The 23,885-nt window shown below is 54.3% G+C and carries 22 protein-coding genes and 1 pseudogene; all 23 read right to left on the bottom strand.

The window, feature by feature from the left end; all coding sequences use genetic code 11:
* Positions 1-151: 151 nt before the first annotated feature.
* Positions 152-355: pseudogene (locus KI367_RS00005) on the bottom strand (YkvA family protein); the annotation flags it as partial.
* Between the two features lie 146 nt (positions 356-501).
* A complete protein-coding gene (gene rlmD / locus KI367_RS00010; protein ID WP_212946760.1) occupies positions 502-2,076 on the bottom strand; it encodes a 23S rRNA (uracil(1939)-C(5))-methyltransferase RlmD in 1,575 nt (524 codons plus the stop codon).
* Positions 2,077-2,160: 84 nt separating this feature from the next.
* Entirely contained in the window at positions 2,161-2,490 is a 330-nt protein-coding gene (csaA, locus tag KI367_RS00015; RefSeq protein ID WP_212947414.1) for a chaperone CsaA, read from the bottom strand.
* 254 nt (positions 2,491-2,744) lie between these two features.
* Positions 2,745-3,959 (bottom strand): resistance to Congo red protein, encoded by a 1,215-nt coding sequence (locus KI367_RS00020; protein ID WP_212947416.1) that lies wholly within the window; start codon positions 3,957-3,959, stop codon positions 2,745-2,747.
* 65 nt (positions 3,960-4,024) lie between these two features.
* Positions 4,025-4,492 (bottom strand): hypothetical protein, encoded by a 468-nt coding sequence (locus KI367_RS00025; RefSeq protein WP_212946762.1) that lies wholly within the window; start codon positions 4,490-4,492, stop codon positions 4,025-4,027.
* Complete coding sequence (locus tag KI367_RS00030) at positions 4,485-5,117, bottom strand: RNA polymerase sigma factor (RefSeq protein WP_212946764.1); 633 nt, start codon at positions 5,115-5,117, stop codon at positions 4,485-4,487. The genes KI367_RS00025 and KI367_RS00030 overlap by 8 nt, the downstream gene beginning before the upstream one ends.
* A 76-nt stretch (positions 5,118-5,193) precedes the next feature.
* A complete protein-coding gene (locus KI367_RS00035; RefSeq protein WP_212946766.1) occupies positions 5,194-6,075 on the bottom strand; it encodes an NAD-dependent epimerase/dehydratase family protein in 882 nt (293 codons plus the stop codon).
* A gap of 159 nt (positions 6,076-6,234) precedes the next feature.
* Positions 6,235-6,927, bottom strand: coding sequence for a DnaD domain-containing protein (locus KI367_RS00040; RefSeq protein WP_036710126.1), 693 nt, complete (start codon positions 6,925-6,927; stop codon positions 6,235-6,237).
* Positions 6,928-6,945: 18 nt separating this feature from the next.
* Entirely contained in the window at positions 6,946-8,241 is a 1,296-nt protein-coding gene (gene asnS / locus KI367_RS00045) for an asparagine--tRNA ligase (RefSeq protein WP_036710124.1), read from the bottom strand.
* Between the two features lie 51 nt (positions 8,242-8,292).
* Positions 8,293-9,501, bottom strand: a complete 1,209-nt coding sequence (locus tag KI367_RS00050; RefSeq protein ID WP_212946767.1) for an acetate kinase — start codon at positions 9,499-9,501, stop codon at positions 8,293-8,295.
* Positions 9,498-10,370 (bottom strand): 3-hydroxyacyl-CoA dehydrogenase family protein, encoded by an 873-nt coding sequence (locus KI367_RS00055; RefSeq protein ID WP_036710120.1) that lies wholly within the window; start codon positions 10,368-10,370, stop codon positions 9,498-9,500. Before KI367_RS00055 ends, KI367_RS00050 begins: the two co-directional genes overlap by 4 nt.
* Before the next feature lie 147 nt (positions 10,371-10,517).
* Positions 10,518-12,020 (bottom strand): AAA family ATPase, encoded by a 1,503-nt coding sequence (locus tag KI367_RS00060; protein WP_212946769.1) that lies wholly within the window; start codon positions 12,018-12,020, stop codon positions 10,518-10,520.
* Positions 12,020-12,544 (bottom strand): hypothetical protein, encoded by a 525-nt coding sequence (locus KI367_RS00065; RefSeq protein ID WP_212946770.1) that lies wholly within the window; start codon positions 12,542-12,544, stop codon positions 12,020-12,022. The genes KI367_RS00060 and KI367_RS00065 overlap by 1 nt, the downstream gene beginning before the upstream one ends.
* Positions 12,545-12,960: 416 nt before the next feature.
* Positions 12,961-13,476: a cell wall elongation regulator TseB-like domain-containing protein gene (locus KI367_RS00070; RefSeq protein ID WP_036710116.1), complete on the bottom strand. Its 516-nt coding sequence runs from the start codon at positions 13,474-13,476 to the stop codon at positions 12,961-12,963.
* 24 nt (positions 13,477-13,500) lie between these two features.
* The gene (locus tag KI367_RS00075; protein WP_212946772.1) at positions 13,501-14,811 is read right to left on the bottom strand and encodes an amidohydrolase; all 1,311 of its coding nucleotides are present in this window, start codon (positions 14,809-14,811) and stop codon (positions 13,501-13,503) included.
* Complete coding sequence (locus KI367_RS00080) at positions 14,777-15,451, bottom strand: redox-sensing transcriptional repressor Rex (RefSeq protein ID WP_036710109.1); 675 nt, start codon at positions 15,449-15,451, stop codon at positions 14,777-14,779. The genes KI367_RS00075 and KI367_RS00080 overlap by 35 nt, the downstream gene beginning before the upstream one ends.
* A 60-nt stretch (positions 15,452-15,511) precedes the next feature.
* On the bottom strand, positions 15,512-18,364 hold the full coding sequence (dinG, locus tag KI367_RS00085) for an ATP-dependent DNA helicase DinG (RefSeq protein WP_212946773.1): 2,853 nt from the start codon (positions 18,362-18,364) through the stop codon (positions 15,512-15,514).
* Between the two features lie 139 nt (positions 18,365-18,503).
* Positions 18,504-19,136: a tetratricopeptide repeat protein gene (locus tag KI367_RS00090; protein WP_212946776.1), complete on the bottom strand. Its 633-nt coding sequence runs from the start codon at positions 19,134-19,136 to the stop codon at positions 18,504-18,506.
* A gap of 117 nt (positions 19,137-19,253) precedes the next feature.
* Positions 19,254-19,637 (bottom strand): aspartate 1-decarboxylase, encoded by a 384-nt coding sequence (gene panD, locus KI367_RS00095; RefSeq protein ID WP_036710102.1) that lies wholly within the window; start codon positions 19,635-19,637, stop codon positions 19,254-19,256.
* A 3-nt stretch (positions 19,638-19,640) separates the two neighbouring features.
* Positions 19,641-20,522: a pantoate--beta-alanine ligase gene (panC, locus tag KI367_RS00100; RefSeq protein ID WP_212946777.1), complete on the bottom strand. Its 882-nt coding sequence runs from the start codon at positions 20,520-20,522 to the stop codon at positions 19,641-19,643.
* Positions 20,519-21,391 (bottom strand): 3-methyl-2-oxobutanoate hydroxymethyltransferase, encoded by an 873-nt coding sequence (panB, locus tag KI367_RS00105; RefSeq protein WP_212946779.1) that lies wholly within the window; start codon positions 21,389-21,391, stop codon positions 20,519-20,521. Before panB ends, panC begins: the two co-directional genes overlap by 4 nt.
* Before the next feature lie 246 nt (positions 21,392-21,637).
* Positions 21,638-22,615 carry a biotin--[acetyl-CoA-carboxylase] ligase gene (locus KI367_RS00110; RefSeq protein WP_212946781.1) on the bottom strand — a complete coding sequence of 326 codons (978 nt, stop codon included), beginning with the start codon at positions 22,613-22,615 and terminating at the stop codon, positions 21,638-21,640.
* Positions 22,608-23,873, bottom strand: coding sequence for a CCA tRNA nucleotidyltransferase (locus KI367_RS00115; RefSeq protein ID WP_246536497.1), 1,266 nt, complete (start codon positions 23,871-23,873; stop codon positions 22,608-22,610). Before KI367_RS00115 ends, KI367_RS00110 begins: the two co-directional genes overlap by 8 nt.
* Positions 23,874-23,885: the final 12 nt, after the last annotated feature.

The following is a 23,885-nucleotide window of genomic DNA, read 5'->3' on the forward strand; positions in this document are numbered from 1 at the left end:
AATTCGGTCTTGATTTTGCTGACGGGTGTGGTAGACTTCATCTAAAAGGTGCTCCTTTCTTTGTAGGTGATGTTCTGGACAAACACCATTCTACCAAAGAATTGGAGCCCTTTTCTTGTTTTTCAGACGATGTTACTTTCGAAATTCAGGTTAAATCATCAATATAACCCAAAACAGGAATGAAATCGGGGATGAAATCAATTGGACTAAATGCATAGGCAACAACTACTATCGTAAATAGCTTAGCATACCACGATACTCTTGGGTCTTTGTAAGCTAGGAATAGCACAAAAATGTTGCGTTTAATTTCTCTTGCTTTCCTTTTTGCTTTTTCCAGCACCTTCGCTTTTCCCATGGGGTTCCCCCGCTCATACAAGAGATTCCTGAACCTCGAATCCGAGCTACCTCATAAAACCCTGCGGCATCAATCCCACAGGGTGTCTTTGCTCTCTTTGCATTGGCGGCAAGTGGGTAAACGTGCAACGTTTCCCCTTCATGCCTCTATGCTCCCCCCTTATAAATCAAGGAGCACACGCACTCCACATGGCTCGTCTGCGGGAACATGTCCACCGGCTGCGCCCACTCGATCTTGTAGCCGCCGCTGATAAGCACCTGGCAGTCTTTCGCCAATGTAGCCGGGTTGCAAGATACGTACACCATCCGCTTCGGTTTGGCTTTGACGATGGCATCCAGCAGCGGACGCTCGCATCCGGTACGCGGCGGATCGACGACGACGACGTCGGGGCGGATGCCGCGGTTCACCCATTCGGGCAGCAGCTGTTCGGCGCGGCCTTCGTAGAAATGCGCGTTGTCCACGCCCGTCGATTTGGCATTGGCGCGCGCGTCCGCCACCGCCTCCGGTATCAGCTCGATCCCCCGGACTTCCCGCGCAAACGGCGCAAGCCAAAGGCCGATCGTGCCCGTCCCGCAATAGGCATCGACGACAAGCTCGGAACCGTTAAGGCCGGCCGCTTCCTGGACGGCATTGTACAGCTTCACCGTCTGTTCGGGATTCAGCTGAAAAAACGCGCGCGGAGACAACGCGAACCGCACGTCTCCAAGAGACTCCTCCAGCTGTTCTTCACCCCATAAAATGACGGTTTTGCTGCCGAACACAAGCGGCGATTTCCCTTTGTGGATATTATGCGCGATCGTCGTCACCATCGGCAGGCGCGCCCGGAGGTGCCCGACGAGCCTTCTGGAATCGGGCAGCCGGTCGGTCGCCGTAATCAGCGTGAGCTGGACCTTGCCGCTGGTCTGCCCGACGCGGGCCACGATCGTTCTGATTGCGCCTTCGCGCGTCCGTTCATTATAAACGGGGATATCCAGCTCCTCCAGCACTTCCTTGACCTGTTCGATGACCCGGTTCACCACCGGATGCTGAATCGGGCAGCCGCTGATGTCGATCAGGCGATGCGTTCCCATCGCATACAGGCCGGCAATGACATCCTTCCCTTCCCGCCCCACTTGAAGCTGGGCTTTGTTCCGGTATCCCCACGGGTTATCCATGCCGAGGATCGGGCGAATGAGAAGCGTCTCCAGCTTCGTATAACGCTGAAACGACTCCCTTATAATCTCTTCTTTCGCCTGCAGCTGGGCATCGTAGTTCATATGCTGAATCTGGCAGCCGCCGCACTTGTAATAAATCGGGCACGGCGGCTCTTTGCGCTGCGGCGATTTTTTTTCGATTTCGATGATTTCCCCTGTCAAATATCCCGGTTCGGTCCGGGTAACCTTGGCCTTCACGACCTCATCCGGCAGTGCGCCGTGCACGAAAACCGCCTTCTTCCGGTAGTAGCCGACGCCTTCCCCGTTAATGCCGATCCGTTTGATCGTCACGACGATTTTTTCTCCTACCTTCACGGATTCAGCGGAAGGTTCGTTTTTAGGGGAGATCCCTTTTGTGCTTGGGGCCGCTCCATGCCATTTCTCCCCTGATTTTCCATGCTTGCCTGTTTCTTTCGGATGGGCAGCCTGTCGCTTGGATCGGCGGTCGCCCGCCGGGTTGAAATCGCGTTGTTCCGTTCCCCGGCCGCCTGCCGCTCCCTTTGCTTTGTTTTGTTTGTTCTCGGCCATCCTGTCAATCGCTCCGTTTCTGTCCTGAATTCATGTCTTTACTATACCATAGCGGAGCCTCTTCCCCTAATGCGTTCCAGCCGCTTAAGCAATCGGCGTTCCATTGGGCACAACCAAATCCGGCTTCAGCAGCACGACGTCCCCCTCCCCGGGAACGCCCCCAAGGACCAGCACTTCCGAATCGAAACCCGCAATCCTGCGGGGCGGAAAGTTGACGACGGCTACCACTTGTCTCCCCACCAATTGTCCGGGCGAATATCTTTGGGTAATTTGCGCCGACGAACGTTTGATTCCCAAGTCGCCAAAATCGATTTCGAGTTTCATGGCGGGTTTGCGGGCTTTCGCAAAGTTTTCCGCTTTTATGATCGTGCCGATCCGTAAATCCAGCTTCAAAAAATCTTCTATCGTTGCCATTTCCATCACGCTCACACTCCAAGTCATTGTTCGTTCATTTCCGGCGATCGCTCAATCCCTTCACATCTTAGCAGATCGTCCGAAAGATGCACAAACGTAATGTATGGTTTAAATAAAAAAATACAGAACAAAAGGGGAAGCCGCCGCTCCCCCTTTGTAAACGTGATGTTGTAATTTTGTTTCCGCGATCATGCCCATCCTCCGGGCAGCCCCGTAGGCAAGCAGTCGAATGTAAGTTTCCGCAGCGTCCGCGTTTAGTGAAACTTCCTATTTTTGTTCGCGCGGCTTTTATCCGAACCGGTCATCAGCTTGATGCCGCCCGCAATGAGCAGGATCGACACGAGAGCAGGCTTCAAATAACGCATTTTATATTCGATAAACCACTCCGGGAACCACCGGTCAAGGAACGGGACCAAGATCGTGGATCCGACGTAATACAGTCCAAGCAGCACCAGCCCGATGCCCAGCCAGCGCTGGTGGTCGGAAATGCCTTCGATGATCGGACGGTCCACGAGCGGCTCGCGTCCATAACGGCTCGTTTGCTGAAGCCCGTCAAAAAACGAAAAGAACCAGACCAGCGGAATGAGAAAGAGAAACAGGGACAAGTGCAGCACATCCAGCACATACACGCTGCCAAGGAAAATCACCATCAGCTGCAGCCCCCGTTTTTGCAGTCCGAGGTACATATGCCCCGCGCCCGGAAAAGCGGACAGCAGCGTCGCGATCACTTTGCTCCGTTTGCCTTCCTCGCGGCCCGCCTCCATATCGTCGAACAGCGAACGGTCGCGAAGCGCTTCCCCCGACTGTCTGCGGTGTATGAGCTGAACGGCGTCAAACATGCAGTAGAGCCAGATGATCGGCAGCACGCCGAGGAACAACAGGAAAATCGTATGGCTCGTAAGTCCGGTCAGGAAAAACATGATCGTGCCCAAGCCGAAAAAGGCGATCAAAAACGATAGTCCCCGCTGCATGAGTCCCATATGCAAATGGCCGAGTCCCGGCACGAAGGACAGCAAAATCGTATAAAAACGTTCGCTTTCCGGACTCTGGGACGATCCGGTACGGGGCGGATACGGCGGATACGCATAGCCGCCTCCCGTTTCATCCTGCCCCGCGAACATGCCGGCAGGCGGCGCATGCGGATCGGCGTACGGCGGATGGCCGCCAGGGTAATATCCGTTAGGATCATAACCTTGAGGCGGGAACGCAGGCTGCCGCAGCAAAAACACGACCAAATCCAGCATGCAGACGAGCCACAGCGCTATCGCGCAAATCGCGGTCAAAACGATAAAAAAAAACGCTTCGTACGTGTTGGCGACGGCCAGCATAAAACCGAACAAGATTCCCCCGAAAAACAGAAACGGATAAACGAATCCTCTTCCTTTTCTGCCCATATAATAATGCCCCAGCCCAGGGATGAAATTCAGGATAAAGGCTGTCATTTTATTGCGGTAAGGTTCCACGTTCATCTGTCCTTTCAAAAAATGTTCGTCTCAGGATGCCCAAGGCATCCTAAACGGTACGGTCATTATTTTTAACGGCCTTGAGGCTTTAGCCGGTCGATCCAGCCCGTCGTAACTTTAACCAGCTCTTCGCTGAAGGATGACTCGTTGGCATGTTTTTTGACATGTTCCGGACCGGGCGTCAGCTTATCGAACCACCCCGCCGAGAGGAAGATCAGCGTCAGGCAAGCTGCTATGGCATAATGGAACAAGCGATGTTCGTACCAGCGGCGCCTGTCGTCCTTTGCCTCCATGTTGACGACTTTGGCGTGAGGATTCCCGATCCGCGACATGACATTGTCCGCAAACCGCTCGGGCTGCGCCAAAACGGGGAGTTCCGAGCCTTCCCGCTCCAGCGCTTTCATGTACATCTCCAGCGCCTGTTCATCTTCGAGCAGGAGCGTTTCCATATATTCCACCTGCTCCCGTACCGACTCGTCCCCGCGGATGTATGCGGCCCATGCCTCGACGGACGGCATCGCTTTCCGGTTGTCATTCATCCCATTCTTCCTCCTTCCAGTGCTTCCGAATCCAGCTTCGCGCCCGGTAAAGCCTCGATTCTACCGTTTTTACCGCAATGTTTTGCTCCCTGGCGATCTGGTCATAGCTTTTTTCCTCTATATAGAATTGAACTAAAATGTCCCTGTGCTGGGCAGGCAAACCGTCCATTTTTGTCTCCAGCAGCTTCTGCTTTTCTTTGCGGACCAGCTGCCTCAGCACATCCTCTTCCGCCGACGGCAAGTGCTCGATGAGCTCTCCATCGGCCATCTGCTCTTCCCGCCGCCTGCTTATCTTGCGTTTGGCGTCGATCGCCTTGTTCACGCAAATACGGGTTATCCATGTTTTGAACCCTTGGGAACGGTATTCCGGGAGAGATTTATAGACCTGCAAAAAAACTTCCTGTGCCGCATCTTCCGCTTCTTTGGCGTTTTTGAGCACGGAATAGGCGGTTTGGAACACATGCTGCGAGTATTGCTCCACAAGCATCCGGAATGCAGCCTGGTCGCCGCGCCTGATTTGATCGATCAATCGTGCTTCGTCAATCTTTCTCTCCCCCTTCCCCGTAACAATAGACGACAACCGTTCCGCCAACCCTGCATCTTTTTCAAAAACAATTTTTAGCATGATAGATTTCCCCGTGCGATCGCAAAAAGAAAAGCCTTTCCCCGCAGGAAAAGGCTTAAAACAAGGCGAAGTTTCATCATCTTTCGGCAGACATGCGGCCGATCAGCGCCGGCAGCCAAGCACGAAGCGGCTGGAACTCGAAGCCCAATCGCTCCGCTTTGCTCGTATCCATCACCCACGAATCGGGAACGCCGAGCGGGGATTTGTCCTCATCGCGAACCTGTTTGGCGATCACCGCTTTTTTGCCGGTTTCTTTTTCGATCCACCCGATCAGCTCGGACAGCTTCACAACCCCTTGCGAGCATGCGTTGATCGCCCCTTCGACGCGCTGCTTTCGCAGCCAGGCGAGGAACGACGCCGCTTCGCCGGAGGATATGAAACACATCTCCGCCTTCAGGTTCGGGATGCCGATCGGCTGCCCCTGCTTGATATGATCGATATGGAACTCCAGCCGGCCCGTGTAGTCGTCTTCGCCCAGCACGATCGGAAAACGTACCGCCGCGACCGGAAAATCGGCCTGCTGCAAAAATACCGCTTCCGCCAGCCGTTTGGCTTCCCCGTAGGAAAAATCGTCTTTTCCGCCGAGCGTTACCGGATAAATATACGGATTCACGTCGTTTTCTTTATGTTTGCGCGGAGCCGGGTCATAGACGGACAACGTCGAAGTCAGGATATATCTCCTTACCTTGCCTTGAAACACTTCGCAGGCATCCTTGGCGGCTTGCGGAGAATAACAGATATTATCGAAGACGGTATCCCACTCCTGCCCCGCTTCGACCGCTTTCATCAGCGAAGTTTTATCGTTGCGGTCCAGCTGGATGCGTTCCACCTGGTCGCCAAATTCGTCGCTTGTATTTCCCCGGGTGGCGATCGTCACTTTAAAGCCTTCGTCCAAAAGCAAACGGACAAGCCTTTTGCCGAAAAAGCGCGTTCCACCCAAGATTAATATGTTTTTCATGGATGTCCTCCCAACATCGATATTCGTTCAGTCCATACTCTCGTTTCCTATGTATTTTACCACAAAAGCGTGCCCTCCGAATGCACCGGAAAGGCACGCTTTACGTGGAATTTCAAAACATCTCGCCATTAAAATGCCCGCCGCATGCGGTCCGTCATGTTATGCTCGTCCGCCATTGCGGAATTTTTGCGTATAGGCTTTGGCATCGCTGACCGTTTTGACCCGGTTGCGGCTCCATTCCAGCAAAATCCGGTCGATGTACCGGAAATGCACCTTCCCGGCAAATACGGCCTCCTTCAGCGCCATGCGGATCAATTCTTCCGGATAACGGTCCTGATCGATCCATCCGGAGATGGCCTCCAGTTCCATCGGCGACAGGGGCCGTCCGAATTCCTTCTCGAACACGACGAACAGATTGCGGCCCGCTTCCTGCTCCGGACCGGTGTCCGAATGCGGGCGTGACGCGGGAGTGGACCTGTTTTTCCGCTGATCCGCCAAAAGCATGCCCAGCTTCTCGAACAAGCCGGACAAATTGTACCGCTCGTATTGAATGTTGCGGAGCTCGTCAAGTTCTTCGTCGATGCTGATCATCCCTGCTTTCAGCAGCTTCTGTAGGCTCTGGGCGATGGCTTGGGCCGAGACGCCCATCACCTCCTGAAGTTCTTCCAGCGTCGGAAAATCTTTGTGTTCCACCTGCTTGAAAGATATCAGATGGATGAGCAGCAACACCTCTTGATCGCTCAGCTTCAGTTTGCGGTAATGCCGGAGCAGCACATACGGAATGACCGCCATGCCGGATCCCAGGCCGAAGGAAGCACCCTCGGCCCATGCGTTCCATCCTGCGCCGTCCATGAGCTTCATCTCTCTTTATTAAGGGTAGAGGCGATACAATGTGCGAGGGAACGGAATCGTTTCGCGAACGTGATCGAGTCCGCAGATCCAAGCTACCGTACGTTCCAGCCCCAGACCGAATCCGGAATGCGGCACCGTTCCGTACTTGCGCAAATCCATGTACCACTGGTACGTTTCCATCGACAGGTCATGCTCCTTGAAACGCTGTTCCAGCAGGACCGGATCGTCGATCCGCTGCGAACCGCCGATGATTTCGCCGTAACCTTCCGGCGCGATCATGTCCGCGCACAGCACGACCTCCGGACGGTTCGGGTCCGGTTTCATGTAAAACGCCTTGATCCCCGCCGGATAATGCGTAATGAATACCGGTTTGTCGTATTTCTCGGCGATGGCCGTTTCATGCGGTGCCCCGAAGTCTTCGCCCCACGGAATGTCGAAGCCTTCTTCCTGAAGGAATTTGATGGCATCGTCATACGTAATGCGCGGGAACGGCGCTTGGATGTTCTCCAGCTTGGAAATATCGCGTCCGACCGCTTCCAGTTCCTTCTTGCAGTTTTTCACGACGGATTGCACGACATGCGTGATGAACTGCTCCTGGATCTGAAGGCTTTCTTCATGATCGGTAAAGGCCATTTCCGGCTCGATCATCCAGAACTCGATCAGGTGGCGGCGGGTTTTCGATTTTTCGGCGCGGAACGTCGGCCCGAAGGAATAGACTTTACCGAGCGCCATGGCCGCAGCTTCCATGTAAAGCTGGCCGCTTTGCGTCAAATAGGCGTCCTCTTCGAAATATTTCGTGTGGAACAGGTTCGTCGTTCCTTCCGCGGACGTCGGAGTCAAAATCGGCGGATCGACCAGTGTGAATCCGTTTTGATCGAAAAATTCCTGAACGGCGCGGATAATTTCTCCGCGGATGACCAAAATGGCGCGTTGCTTCGGCGAACGCAGCCACAGATGGCGATGGTCCATCAGAAAATCGATGCCATGCTCTTTCGGGGTAATCGGATAATTTTCGGTCAAGTGAATGATTTCAAGTCCCGTTACCGTCATTTCATAGCCGGACTGGCTGCGCGGCTCCTCGCGAATGACGCCGGTGACGTATACCGAACTTTCCTGCGTCAGGCTTTTGGCATCGTTCCATACCTGCTCGGAAACTTCGTTTTTCACGACGACGCCCTGAATATATCCGCTGCCGTCACGCAGCTGCAGAAACTGGATTTTTCCGCTCGAACGTTTGTTATGAATCCAGCTGCCGATCGTAACGGTCTCTCCTACGTGCTTGTTCACGTCACGAATCACACTTTTGGTGGCCATGCCTAAATCTCTCCCTTTACAATAACTTGCTTGTATTCGATGATTTCGCGTCTACGACTTCAATCCTTGTACGAGGCGGTTCGTGTCCCGGGCGATGACAAGCTCTTCGTTGGTCGGGACCACCAGAACCTCCACTTTGGAATTGGCCGAAGAAATGCGGCGCGGTTCGCCGGAACGGATCGCGTTTAATTCCTTATCCAGCTCGACGCCCAGATAAGTCAAATTTTCGCATACTTTTTCACGCAAAACAACCGAATTCTCTCCGACGCCTGCCGTAAAGACGATCGTATCGACGCCGTTCATGACGGCGGCATACGAACCGATGTATTTGCGGAGACGGTATTCGTACATGTCGAATGCCAGCTTCGAATTGGCGTCGCCGTTTTGCATCCCTTCGGTAATTTCCCGCATGTCGCTGCTGATGCCGGAAATCGCCAAAAGTCCGCTATGTTTGTTCAGCATCGAGTTGACCTCGTTGACCGTCAATTCTTCCTTGTTCATGACGAACGGCACGATCGCCGGGTCCAAATCGCCGCTGCGCGTGCCCATCATCAGGCCTTCAAGCGGCGTCATGCCCATCGAGGTATCGATGGAACGTCCGTTTTTCACGGCCGTGATGCTGGCTCCGTTGCCGATATGGCAGGTGATGATTTTCAGATCTTCGATTGGACGGCCCAGGAATTCCGCCGCGGCTTGGCTGACGTAATCATGCGACGTGCCGTGCGCGCCGTAGCGTCTTACTTTATGCTTTTTATAGAGCACTCTCGGAATGGCGTACAGGTACGCATGTTCCGGCATCGATTGATGGAAGGCGGTATCGAAGACGACAACCTGCGGAATGTTCGGCATATTGGCTTCGGCGGCCTTGATCCCCATCATGGAAGCCGGGTTGTGAAGCGGCGCCAGGTCGAAGAGCTGGCGGATTTTGGACTTCACGTCGCTGTCCACGACCGCGGACTCGCCGAAATATTCGCCGCCGTGAACGACGCGGTGCCCGACCGCTTCGATTTCGTCGACCGAACCGATCACGCCGTGCTCAGGGCTTGTCAGCAGACCGAGCACTTTACGAATGGCCGTCGTATGCTCCAAAATTTCGCTCACTTCCGTCACGTCGGCCCGTCCCGCAGGTTTGTGCGTTACGATGGAGGAATCCATGCCGATCCGTTCCACCAGCCCTTTGGCCAGCACGGATTCGTCGGTCATGTCGTACAGCTGGTATTTAAGGGAAGAACTTCCCGCGTTAATGACTAAAATTTTCATACCCGGTCACCATCCTTGTCGTACTTGAAGAAGCCTTCGCCTGTTTTGACGCCCAAATGCCCCGCGCGCACCATCTTTTTAAGCACGATCGACGGACGGTATTTCAGCTCGCCGAATTCCCGGAACATCCGCTCCAGCGCCGCCAGGACGGAGTCGAGGCCGAAACGGTCGGCCATCTCCAGCGGTCCGTATTGGAACTGGTATCCGATGCGCATCGCGTCGTCGATGTCCTCGGGAGAAGCCACGCCTTCCTGGAGGATATGCAGCGCTTCGTTGATCATGAGGCAAATCATCCGGCTGGAAACGAAACCAGGGGATTCATAGACCATGATGCCTTTTTTATGGACGACTTCCTCAACGAAACGTTTGGTTTCCGTAAACGTCGTATCCGAAGTTTTCAAACCGCGGATAATTTCGACCAGGTCGACTTTGCTTACCGGATGGATGAAGTGCATGCCGATCACCCGCTCCGGATACATGGTCGAGCTGGCCAGCTCCGTCAGGCTGAGCGAAGACGTGTTGCTGGCAAGAATGATATGGCTAGGGCATACTTGGTCCAGCTGCGAGAACACGACGCGTTTGGCGTCCAGGTCTTCGGAGATCGTCTCGATGACCATGTCGCATGTGCCGAGCTCCGCAAGATGCACCACTTTATGAATTCTGCCCAAAATCAATTTTTTTTCTGCTTGGGTAATGGCCCATTTTTCGAGCTGTTTGTCCAAGCTGAGCTCGATCATGGAATACGAATAATCGAGTTTTTCCGGCGTTTTCTCCACGAGCAGCACGTCCAGGCCGCGCGTCGCCAGCATTTCGGCGATGCCTTGGCCCATCGTGCCCCCGCCGATTACGCCAATCTTTTTAAAGTACATGTTTCTCTTCCACCTTCCTATGGCCACTTGTTTGCGAATTTTCTATGTCGTACCCGTATCTTTAATGTAGGAGGGTACATGGTGACCCAAACTATAATAATAACTTAGCACAGAAAAAAAGTAAAAAAAAAGAACCAGCATCACAAATTATGCTGGTAATTGGGAATGTTCACGAAATAGTCGACGAAATTGGTCTCCGGACAGCGTTTCTTCCTTCAGCAGGATATCGAGCGACTGTTCGTAAATCGTCCGGCGTTCCTCCAGCATCGTCCGCGTCCGTTTCATGAGATCTTCCAAAATGGCATTGTTTTCTTTCATCAGCTCTTCTTTCGTCACCATGTCCAAATCGACGATGCCAAGGGACGTCAACCCGGATTTCATCATGGTTTGCACGATGTTCAGCGCCTGCTCGAAGTCGTTGCTCGAGCCGGTGCTGCGTCCGCCGTAGAAAATCTCCTCCGACGCGGCGCCGCCAAGGGCGATCATAATTTGCTCCTCCAGGAACGTTTTCGTGTACAGATATTGTTCCTGGGTCGGATTATGCCGCACGTAACCAAGCGCTTTGCCGCGCGGGCTGAGCGCAACCTGGCTGACGCTTCCCGGACGGACAAGCTCTGCCATGATCGCGTGACCAAGCTCGTGAATCGCGACCCGTTTTTTCTCTTCGAGCGTCGATTCGCGGTCGGTGCGTTCGCCCATCATCACCTTGTCTATGGACATGGACAAATGTTTTTGTTCGATTTCTTTTAAGCCTTCGCGCATCGCGTAAATGGCTGCCTCGTTCATGACGCTCTCGAGCTGCGCCCCGGAAAAACCAAAGGTTTCCTCGGCGATTTTCCCGAGGTCGACGCCCTCTTTAAGCGGCTTGTTTTTCGCATGCAGCCGGAGAATATGCTCGCGCCCCTTTTTATCGGGCAGGTCGACCTGGATATGCCGGTCGAAACGTCCCGGACGGAGCAGCGCGCTGTCGAGCATTTCCTTGCGGTTCGTTGCCGCGATAAGCAAAATTCTCGGACTGTCGGACGAATAAATCCCGTCCATTTCGGTCAGCAGCTGGTTCAGCGTCTGATCGTATTCGCGCTGCTGGCCGCCTTCGCGTTTGCCGCCGATCACGTCGATTTCATCAATGAAGATGATCGCGCTTTGTTTGTTTTCCTTCACGGCGCGGTTGCGCGCTTCGCGGAACAGCTCGCGCACGCGACCGGCGCCGACGCCGACGTACATTTCGACGAATTCGCTGCCGGACGAAGCCACGAATACGGAATCCGTATAATGCGCGGCCGCTTTCGCCATGAGCGTTTTCCCGGTTCCCGGAGGTCCCGTCAGCAGAATCCCTTTCAAAGGACGGATGCCGAGCTTTCGGATTTCTTCATGCTTGATCAAAAAGTCCAGCGCCTCCATCAGCTCCTGCTTCGCATGGTCCTGCCCGCCGATTTCTTCGAACGTCAGCTTCTTGGGCCCTCTTTTTTTGCGTTTGCGCTCCGCCCCGGCTCCTACGGCCAGTCCGCCGCGAACGCTCGCCATGAAAAGCAGCCCGCCGATCAGCAGCGCCGCAATGATCAACGGAATGATATTGACGCCGATATAAGCCAAAAATATGAGCAATACCGGAACGAAACCGACCAGCACCTCTTTGGTCCATCTTGGCATTATTCCCACACCCCTATCTTCGCGGGGTTCCGGGGCAGCACGATAAACTTGCTGGAATCGCCGTCGCTAAGGCTGATATACACGTTGTCCGTATCCATCTCCGTTTGGGTTTTGATGCCGGAATCTTTGGCCATTTGCTCCAGCTTGGCCGGAATTTCGGTATATTTCTTGTTGTCCATCGCTTCGGCGACGGAGAACATCGCGGAATTCCAGAAACGGTTCAGCTTCTCGGAGGAATGGTCCACGAAATCGAATTTCAGCTTGCGGTTGCCTACCACCGATTTTCCTTTGGTCGTAATTTGGTCTACAAGTCCCGATAAGTTCGTGTCAGGCTTCAAATCCAGTTTCAAATTGATCTGATTGCGGGTAATATCGAATTGGGCGTTGTTGACGCCTTTATAATTTTGAACGATTTTTTGCAGCGGCCCTTGCATCGTCGTCTGGCGATAAACGAACCATCCGCCGAACAGCACCGCCGCCGATATGACAACAGTAAGCGCAATTGGTATTGGACGCAGTTTCAAAACGTTGTCCTCCTCTCTTATTCTAAAAAATTATCTCTATCTGCTTAGATTGAATTAAAGCAAGTCACCTTCGAAAAACGAATTCCCCGTGGAATCGAAGAATGACATAAAAACTTTAATTCGTTCTATCTATATCATACGAAAAATAGACAACCGCGGCAAAGGAGCTCTAAGCAAAGCTTCTAAGTCACGGTCATTCCAAACTTTTTCAATCTGCATTCAACACGACGGTCACACCATTTTCAGAGAGTATATCTTTGAATCACAATATAGAGTATATCACATCGTATATACTAAATCGAAGGTAATGTGTGAAAGTATTTAAAATATTATCCTGCGCACGCCAAAGAACCCCATTTTCATGAGGTTCTTTTCCATTTATTAGCTAATGATTCGCATCAATGCGTTTAGGCGGATTAACGGTTAGGCAGCGTAAAAGGACCCCCGATGCTTTGGCCGTCGCTGAACCGGTAGAATTGATAATAATAATGATCCTTGGACCAGTAAAAAAGCTGCCATGCGTATTCGCCGTTGTACATCCCGGGCACGACCTTCAGCTTTTTGACGTCCGGAATTTCCTTCGTCGCTTTTTCCTTGATCTGATTTTCCGACATGCCGTTGGAGAGCAACTCTTCGTGCACCGCGCCCTCGCCCGGTTTCACTTTGCCGTTTTCGTCCATCGTCACCCACACCATGATCGGACGGTTGTCTTTGTCCAACCCTTCGATCGCCCAGCAGATCGTATCCCATACCGATTTTTGGGCTTCGGTCACCTTCACGAGGCTTGTCTCCTGTTTGGCCTTCAGAATGGCCGCCGTCTCTTGCGCGCGGATATCCTGCGTTACGTATATGTAATAACGGTAAAGCCCGAACACGATCAGCAGAAACGCGACGATGCCGAGAAAAATCCATTTCTTTTTGTTCTTTAGCATAAGTTCCCCTATCTTTGGCCGTTCTTACCGGGACAAGAGACCTTCGAACGCGGCTTGGGCTTCCCGGCGGATGCGCTCTTCGTCCATCGTCAGGCACGCGCCATGCTTCACGATCTGCTTGCCGTCCACCCACACGTGTTCGACGTCTTTGCCGCTAGCCGAGTAGATTGCATGGGAAATCAGATCGGTATGCGGGAGGAAATGGGCTTGGTCGGTATTCAGTGCGATAAAATCGGCTTTCATGCCCGGCGCAAGGGTACCGACGTCCTGCAGGAAAAGGGATTGCGCTCCGTATACCGTTCCCATTTTCAAGGCTTCGTAAGCCGGAACCGCCGTCGGGTCGCCGGACACCCCTTTATGGATGAGCGCCGCAAGACGCATTTCCTCGAACATGTCCAAATTGTTGTTGCTGGCCGCGCCGTCGGTGCCGAGCGAGACCGTTACGCCCGCTTTGAGCAGATCCGTCACGCGGGCCACGCCGCTCGCCAGCTTCAGGTTGCTGCCCGGATTGTGGGACACGGCCACGTTGTTGCGCGCCAATATGCCGATTTCTTCATCGGTTAAGTGAACGGCATGGGCGACCAGGGACGGTCTTGAAAATACGCCGAGCTTCTCCAAATGGGCGACCGGCCGCAAGCCGTAATCCCGAACGTTTTGCTCGACCTCGGCAATCGTTTCGGACATATGGGTATGCATCGGCAAATCCAGGTCAAACGCGGCCTGCACGAATTTCTCGATGAAATCCGGAGGACATGTATACGGCGCGTGCGGCGAAATCATCGTCGTGATCCGGCCGTCCGCCTTGCCGTTCCAATCCCGTGCGAACTGGATCGCCTCGTTCAGCTTGTGACGCTGAATGTCCTCGGAGCATAACCCGATGACGCCCCGCATGAGGGACGCGCGGATTCCCGACTCTTCGGTCACCTTTGCGACTTGGTCCATATGGTCATACATGTCCAGGAAAGTGGTCGTCCCGCCCTTGAGCATTTCCAGCACCGACAGCGCCGTTCCCCAATAGACGTCGGAAGAGGTAAACTTGGCTTCCATCGGCCACATTTTCTCCTGCAGCCAAATTTGCAGGGCCAGGTCGTCCCCGTACCCCCGCAGCAGCGACATCGCCGCATGCCCGTGCGTGTTGATCAGGCCGGGCATAAAAAACAGATGCGTGCCGTCGAATACGGGAACATCGTTTTCAAGCTCCGGCATTTCTTCCCCTATATATGCGATGCGGTCGCCTTCGATGACCATGCAGCCCTGGATTACGGGCTTGTCTTGGCCAGGCACGGCAAAGCTGCCGTTTTTAATGATCCATTGGTTTGTCTTGTTCTCCGCCATCGGCTGAATCGTCCTTTCCGTTATTCAAATAATAAGCCAGGCTCAGCAGGTCCGTCGTGAAATCCGCCGCATGGATCCGGATGTTGGCCGGCGCCTTCAGAATGGTCGGCGCGAAGTTCAGGATCGCCTCGATCCCGGCGCCAATAAGCTGGTCGGCCACATTCTGGGCCTCGACGGCGGGCACCGTGATGATGCCGATCCGGATGTTCCGGTTTTTGATCGTATCCGTGATCTCTTCCATCGGCTGCACCGTCAGCGTATTGATTTTTTTGCCGATTTTTTTCGGATTTTCGTCGAAGACCGCCACGATTTTAATGTTTTCGCGCAGGTAAAAGTTGTAGTTGGAAAGCGCCTGTCCCAGGTTGCCGGCGCCCACAAGCACCGCGTTGATCTGCTGATCCAGGTTCAGGATGTGGCGGATCTTTTCAATCAGGTACGAAACGTCGTATCCGATCCCTTTCCGGCCGAAATCACCGAAATACGCCAGATCCTTGCGGATTTGTGCCGGGTTCAGGTCCAGTCGCTGACCAAGCTCCTGGGAGGAAACCGTCGCTACCTCCCGCTTGTGCAAATCATTCAAATAACGTAAATATACAGGCAATCTGCGGACGACCGCTTCGGAAATTTTCTCCGATTTCATGCATGTTCCCCCTATTTAACAGCTTAAATTCTATCGTTCGATCCTATGAAAAGGGTCGTATTAACCTTCTTGAAGCCATTCAGATATACGGGGAACCATTTTTTCCGTATTCATATGCTCCATCTTTGGCCCCGGCAAGGAATAGAGAAAATATTTCCCGTAGTAAGACTCGATTACGCGCGTATCGTATACGATGACGATTCCGCGGTCATTCGCCGTACGAACCAAGCGGCCGAAGCCCTGCTTAAAGCGGATGACCGCCTGCGGCACGGAAAGCTTCATGAACGGATTTTTCTTCTGGCGCTGCAAAAGTTCGGCTTTCGCTTCGTTCAGCGGGTGATTCGGCGGCTGGAACGGAAGCCTTACGATCGCCAGGCAGGTCAACGCTTCGCCGGGGATATCGACTCCCTCCCAGAAGCTGCTCGTACCGAGCAGCACCGAAGCGCTGCTGTCTTGAAACCGGCGAATGAGCTTGGTGCGGCTGCCGCTGTCCACGCCTTGGCCGAGCACGGTGATATCGCTGCCCGCAAGGGCGTTTTTCAGCGGTTCGTGCACCTGCCGGAGCATCCGGTACGAGGTGAACAGCACCAGCATTCGGCCATGGGTTGCGATCGCCGCGTCGGCCAGGGACCGCACGAGCGTGTCCACGAACACCGGATCGCCGACGCTTCCTTTTACGCTCGGGAAATCCCGCGGAATGACCAGCAACGCCTGGTCGCGGTATTTGAACGGGGAAGGAAGCTGCACGGATACCAGCCTGCCGCTCTCCTGGTCTTCCTGCAGGCCAAGATTATCGATCATGTATTGGAAGGACTTGTCCACCGACAACGTAGCCGACGTTAATATAACGCTTTTCTTTTTATCGAAAAACAACTCCTTGAGCTGTTTGCTGACGTCTACCGGAACCGCATACAGCTGAAGCGATTTGCTGCGGAAATGACTGCTTGCCTCCATCCAATAAACGACGGTGGCATCGTCCAAGTTCATGAACGTCCGCAGATCGTCGCGTTCGGCAGCCAGATCCTTGAACAGGCCGCTAAGATCCGTTATCAGGCTGTCCGCGCTGTAATCGTCTTCGTTTTCCTTGTATTCGGCCAGCATTTTTTCGCCGCGGCGGACGATTTCGCTCATTTTCACATGGATCTGGTTCTCCATCGCCTTCAGTGTTTCCCATTCCTGCGGCCATTTCGACGGCTGGAGCCTCAGCACATATTGCCCGGATTCTCCCGGCGCGGCGTCATTCCTTTCCGGCATCAGGGCGAAAAGGGATTCGCTGAGCTTGTCCCAAGTTTCCTTGACGTCGACCAAATCTTCGCTGATGCGATCGATCGCCGCGATCCAGTCGCCGGCCCGCTCCTGCCCGGACGACTGCAGTTGTTGGCGGAGGGCGATAAGCTGTCCGCTCCGCGAATCTTTGTACAGACGCGTAAGGGTGTGGACGACGCTGAAATATTTCATGTGCAGCCCCAGATGTTTGCCGGCAACGTCCTCCAAATGATGGGCTTCGTCAATGACGAGGCGCTCATAGGACGGCAGCAGCTGATGACCCGCTTTAACGTCCGTGAACAGCTTGGAGTGGTTCGTAATGACGACGTCGGCGATGCCCGCTTCATGTTTCGCGCGGTGATAATAACATTTGCGGAACCACGGGCAGGCGCGGCCCAGGCAGGAATCCGAATCGCTGCTCACCGTTTCCCAGAAGTCGCCGCCCCTTCCCCCGAGATTCAGCTCCTCGTCGTCGCCGTTTTCGGTTTGCGCAAGCCATACGATCATCTGCGCAGCGGTAATCGTATCTTCCTTGGGATTAAAAAAGTCTCTTCTGTTTATTTTATGTTCAAATTTTCTCAAACACAAATAATGTTGTCTTCCCTTAAAGACCGCCGCCTTGAAAGGGAACGGCACAACCTGCGTCAACAATGGCACGTCGCGCTCCCGCAGCTGCTCCTGAAGGTTGATCGTGTGCGTGCTGATCATCACCTTTTGCTGCTGCTTGACGCTTTGGTAAATGGAAGGAATAAGGTATCCCAGCGATTTGCCGGTACCCGTTCCCGCCTCGATCAGCAGATGCTTGTCCTCGTTCAGCGCGTTCATCACCTGATCGAACATGATCGTTTGCGGTTCGCGCTCCTCGTATTGGGGCATAATAGCCTTAAGACGATTTTGAATTTCGCCCAAATATTCCTTGAACTCCACCCCGGCGAGAGGGTTGTCGTCCCCTTCGTCCCGCGGCGGTTTCATTTCCGTCCAGTCTTCGACGGCCAGGGCAAACTGGCGGTAAAACGTATGGCTGTTCAGGTCCTGAATCGGCTCCTGTTCCTTTTCCTGGCACAAGCCGTCAAAAAACCATCCCAAATCGCTGTCTTCGTCGGCAAACAGTTCGGTAAGCCGCTGCAGCGTGATGAGAGGCAAGTCCCTGAGTTCTGACAGGCATTTCAAAAATACATAAGCCGTCGCCAATGCATCGCTGTCCGCCTGATGGGGCCGGTCATGCTGGATGCCGAAATGCGACGTGACCTGGCCCAATTGGTAGGAAGTCAGGGACGGAAAGCATATTTTAAGAAAATCCAACGTGTCGAGAATGCGCCCGGAAAACGGGAGATATCCGGAGCTGTCCAGCGCGTTTTGCAAAAAATTGAAGTCGAACGCGACGTTATGCCCGACCAGGACGACGTCGTCCAGCATCGGCACAAGCTCCATCAGCATCTCTTCCAGCGGCGGCGCATCCGCCACATCCTCTTCCGTTATACCGGTCAGCCCCGTAATAAACGGCGGGATTTCCACCGTCGGTTTGACGTAGGAACCGTACACGCGGGATATCGTCAAATCTTCTTCTATGATGGCAAGTCCAACTTGAATGATCTCATCGGCGGACTGGTTGCCTGTTGTCTCAAAATCCAGTACGGCAAATTTCATGATCAAAATTAATCCTTTCGTTCCAGTCTCAATTACCAGCATAACAGAAGATTTCACATTTGAAAATTAAAGGGCAGCAAAAAGGCGATGCACAAGGCGCTTCCCGGAGCGCATGATGCATCGGCCTTTTTGCTGCTTTCTACATCATCGATATGAGCTGGCTGCCGTATTGAAGCTGGCCGCGGTTCTGCTGGCACACCTTCAAATTGATCAGCGGATCGGGCAGCGTCGGATCGCACTGCAACGCAATGGTAAAAAACTCCTGGGCTTTGCTTGTTGCTCCATGCTTCACGGCAATGCATCCCAAAGCATTGTAAATCATCGCTTTCAGCTTTTGGCTGTGGGCGAGCGGCAAAATCCATTGGAAATGTTTTTGGGCCGCTTCCGTTTCGTCCAGGTGCAAATGGGACATGGCCAGATACATCCGGGCCAAAAGGCTGTCGGGATATTGACGGATGACTTGGGCAAACTGCTGCGCGGCTTGGCGGTACATCAACAACCTGAAATACCCCTGCCCGCGCACGAATGCGTTCATTTCCAATTCGGGCGAGCTCTGATCTGAAAACAAGGTGGCAGGCACCTCGACATGCTGGCGGAATTCCCCCATTTTTTCCTCAAAAGATAACCATTCATCAATAATGCCGTCGCTCATCGTCTTCAGCATATTCCATTGTTGGATCAACTGATGTTTCTGGGTTTCCTCCGCCGTCGGGTAATGTTTCATGATTTCATCTAACATGTGGTTCATTTCCGCGAAAACATGCTGGAACATCGCTGCATCCCACCCTTAAACTAAAAATGAAATCAGTGCGGTCACCTGCATTCATTTTTTGTTGAACGGGCTGTTTTCATTCTCCGCGGAGCCTGCCATTCCTTGTCTTCATAAACGTTAGATGATGGTTGCGTGCACTTCCTTGCTCATCGTTGTCAGCGGCCGATTGGACTCGTTGACGAACACCACTCTCGGCTTATGGTTTTTGATCTCCTCATCGGACATCATGGCATAGGACATAATAATGACCGTATCCCCCGGTTGCACCAGGCGTGCCGCCGCCCCGTTGAGGCAGATGACGCCGCTCCCGCGCGGACCCGGAATCACGTACGTTTCGAGCCGGGCGCCGTTGTTGTTGTCGACCACCTGGACTTTTTCGTTCTCCAGCAGGTCGGCGGCTTCCATCAAGTCTTCGTCGATCGTAATGCTGCCTACGTAGTTAAGGTTCGCTTCGGTTACGGTGGCGCGGTGTATTTTGGATTTCATCATCGTTCTGAACATGTGTCATTCCCCTTTCGAATGGAGCAGGCAATTGTCGATCAGGCGCGTTCTGCCGAATTTGACGGCCAGCGCCATCAATACGGATTCATTGTGTTCGATCACCGGCTCGCCGTCCGCAAGCGGCGCAAGGGCCGGAAATGCGGCGACTTCGACGTAATCGATGACGGCCAGCGGGGATTCGCTGATGCGAGTGGTCAAAAACCGTTTGGCCTCGCCCGCGGTCCGGATTCGGCCGCTTTCGACCGCTTCTTTCGCCTCGCGAAGGGAACGGGAAAGTACCAGCGCTTGCGTCCGTTCTTCCGGGCTGAGGTACACGTTCCGCGAGCTGAGGGCCAGCCCGTCCTCTTCCCGTACAATCGGGCAAGGCACGATCGTCACGTTAAAGTTCAAATCGTAAACCATCTGCTGGATCACGGCCACCTGCTGCGCGTCCTTCATGCCGAAAAACGCGTAATCCGGCTGCACGATATTAAACAGCTTGCCCACCACGGTCGTCACCCCGTCGAAATGTCCGGGGCGTGACGCGCCGCAAAGCCCGGAGGTTACCTCGGATACGGCGATTTTCGTTTTGGTCGGCTGCGGGTACATCGTGTCCACGGTCGGAAGAAATACAAGATCGGCTCCGGCGTTTTCAGCCGCGGCCAAATCCCGCTGTTCGTCGCGAGGGTATGTTTCAAAATCCTCCCCCGGCCCGAACTGGATCGGGTTGACGAATATGCTGACGACGACGACGCCCGTTTTCTCCTTGGCTGCCCGGATCAAGCTGGCATGCCCTTCATGGAGATATCCCATCGTCGGCACCAACCCGACCGTTCCTACATCCTTAGCCGCTTTCAAACTTCGTATTTCTTCCCTAAGCTCTGCAATCGTTCTGACGGCTTTCATGCGTTGTTCACCTTTTCCCGGCCTCTGCCGTATAGATTATCGATGACGTGATCGTCTGCCGTAAATACATGGCTCTCATCCGGGAAAGAACGTTCTTTCACTTCTTTGACGTATTGAGCCAGACCCTCGCGGATCATCGTTCCGGCATCCCCGAAGGTTTTTACAAATTTTTTGGCGCGGTACGGGGAGGCATATTGGAAAATATCATGGAAAACAAGCACCTGGCCGTCCACGCCCCGGCCCGCGCCGATGCCGATCGTCGGGATGGACAGCTGCGACGTGATGTAAGCCGCAACCTGTTCGGTGACCAGTTCCAGGACGACCCCGAACGCGCCCGCTTTCTCCAGCGCTTTGGCGTCTTCCAGCAGGCGCTGCGCATCCTTTTCGTCTTTCCCTTGAATCCGGTACCCCCCGATTTGATTCACCGACTGGGGCGTGAGGCCGATATGGCCCAAAACGGGAACGCCCGCGGCAACGATCGTTTCGACCGCCGCGCTGATATCTTTGCCGCCTTCCATTTTGACGGCATGGGCATGGCCTTCCTGCATCAGCCTGCGCACGTTGCGCAGCGTTTCGTCGATGCTCCCGTGATATGTCATAAACGGCAAATCGGCGACGACGAACGTATTGCCCGCCCCCCGGACGACCGAACGCGTATGGTACACCATGTCGTCGATGGTGACCGGGAGCGTCGAATCATACCCGAGCACGACGTTGCCGAGCGAGTCGCCGACCAAAATCATGTCGACGCCCGCTTCTTCGGCGAGGCGCGCCGTCGGGTAATCATAAGCGGTAACCATGCTGAGCGCCGTGCCTTCCTCTTTCATTTTTTTCATTTTAACGATGTTGAGCGGATGTTTCACTGCCATGTTTGCAGCCCCTTCCTTCGGAATAGTGTTGGAAAAACAAAAAAACCTTTTAGCAGATCACTAAAAAGTTCCGAAAGGGCAAAAAAGAGTCACTTGCGATCGTCCCTTCTGTCTCGGTCCCTTCGGCTCAGAGCAGAATCCAACGTATGCATTATGCTGTTGTGATTGCTTGCACATGCAGAGTGCAGTTCGGTCCCTTGCCGATACCGCCTCTACATGTCAGTATATCAAATCCTTCGCAAAATTTCATCGTCTAAGTTCGACATCTCCGGAAAAAACAGGCAATTCCCGCCCGTCCTCCATCAGGATGACCAACGCGCCGTGAGGGTCCAGCTTCAGTGCCTGGCCCGTTACGGGACCCGATGCGGCTCCCACGGTGACCCGTTTGCCCAAAGTGACGGACAACGCCTCCCACAACGAGGCGATCGGCGCAAATCCTTCCTGCTGGTAAAGCCGGTACAACGTTTCGAATTCTTCCATCGCCGCCGCGATCAATTGCACGCGGTCGACGGGGTGACCGGCTTCTATTTTTAAAGAGGTGGCGACCGATTTGAGCTCATCCGGATAATCGTCGGGGTCCAGGTTCGCGCTGATCCCGATGCCGGCGATGCAGTAACGGACATATTCGTCCTCCGCCGCCGATTCCAAGAGGATCCCGCAGATTTTGCGGCCGTCGACCAGGAGGTCGTTCGGCCATTTCAGCCCGGCCATGACGCCGGTCGTCCGCCGTACCGCCCTGCACACCGCGACGCCCGTCAGCAGCGTCAGCTGGGGCATGTAATGCAGCGGTTGTTTCGGTCTTAGCACCAGGCTCATCCATATGCCTTTGCCTTTGGGAGAAAACCATTTCCGCCCGAGCCTGCCTTTGCCCCCCGTCTGCTCCTCGGCAACGACCAGCGTTCCCTCCGGCGCCCCGGCCTCGGCGAGCGCCTTGGCTTCCTCCTGCGTGGATACCGTCGTTTCAAGCACTTTCAGCTTCTTGCCCGCGATATTCGTCTTTAACGTTTTCAGCAGCGTCAGCGTGTCGATCCGTACCGGTTTGTTGACGATCCGGTAGCCCTTGTTCGGGACGGCCTCGAATTCGTACCCGGCTTCCCTCAGCTTGTTGATCTGTTTCCAGACGGCCGTGCGGCTGACGGACAACCTGCGGCTGATTTCCTCGCCGGAAACGAACTCCTGCGGGCTGGCGAGCAGCAAATCAAGCAGCGTTTCTTTTTCACTCATGGGTTGATATCACCTGTTTCGCTTCTTCGATTAATCGGTTATGGTCGTTCGGCAGCTCGCGCGAACTAACGCGTACAAGCAGCCCGTTCAATAGTTCGCCCAACCACGGCCCGCCTTTCCGCCCGGACAACGCAAGCACGTCTTTGCCCGTGACAGCCAGCTCGGACATGTGGTATACGGCCATTTCTTCCATCCACGCCCGTCCGTTTTCCAATACGTCCTGCGGATAACCCCCAGCGGCTTCCCCCGCCTTCAGCACATCGGCCAGCCTCAGCCAAGATTCGGAGGTTTCCCGCCCGAACCGAAGCACGATCCGGATCCACTCCAGACGGCAAGGGGAGGTATGGTCCATGGCTTCGACGGCTTCTCCGACGTTTAAAATGCCGACAATCCGCTCCCGAACCGTATTGGGAAAGGTCCAATCCCGGAGGTACGCATTCGCTTTCTCAGCCGGCACAGCGCAGGCATATAACAGCAGCGCAAATCGGATCGCCGGTTCTTCGGGAGAGAGATCGTCGATCAGGCGGATAAGCCTTGCCTCGGACGCATAGGGAAAAGGAACCTTGGCATAAGCCGGCAGCTTGCTGCGGTAAAGCAATCCCAGCCCTCTTGACGGCTTGCTGCCGGCCATCAGCTTCTCCAGCTCCACGCGGAAGCGCTCCATGGCTACGTAGCGGATGTTTTCCCGTTCCTCGAGCAGCCCTTTCCAAGTGCGGTAGGCAATGTTGAATCCGAACACCGAGGCAAACCGGATGCAGCGCACCATGCGCAGCGCATCTTCTTGAAACCGTCCTTTGGCATCGCCTACGCAGCGGATCAAGCGGGCCTCCAGGTCGTTTATGCCGTGAAACGGATCCACGACATTGCCTTCGATATCCCTGGCAATCGCATTGATCGTAAAATCCCGCCGCTTCAAATCTTCCCGCAAATCCCGCACGAACGCGACTTCGGCAGGCCGCCGATGCTTTTCATAAGCTCCTTCAACACGGTATGTGGTCACCTCGAAGGCGCAGTCCCCGCTCAGGACCGTAACGGTTCCATGCTGGATGCCCGTCGGGACGGTCCGTTCAAATACGTCCTGCACTTCTTCCGGCAACGCGGAGGTCGTAATGTCCATGTCGTCGACCGGCCTGCCCATCAGCTCGTCCCTGACGCAGCCGCCGACCCAATAAGCCTCATGACCATGCTCAAGCAGCTTTGAAATCACTTGTTTGCCCTGCTCCGCCATCGCGGGATCGGCTTGTTTCCATCGTACCAATATCGTTCCTCC

It is taken from the genome of Paenibacillus cookii (assembly GCF_018333375.1).
Classification (GTDB): Bacteria; Bacillota; Bacilli; order Paenibacillales; family Paenibacillaceae; genus Paenibacillus_AQ; species Paenibacillus_AQ cookii.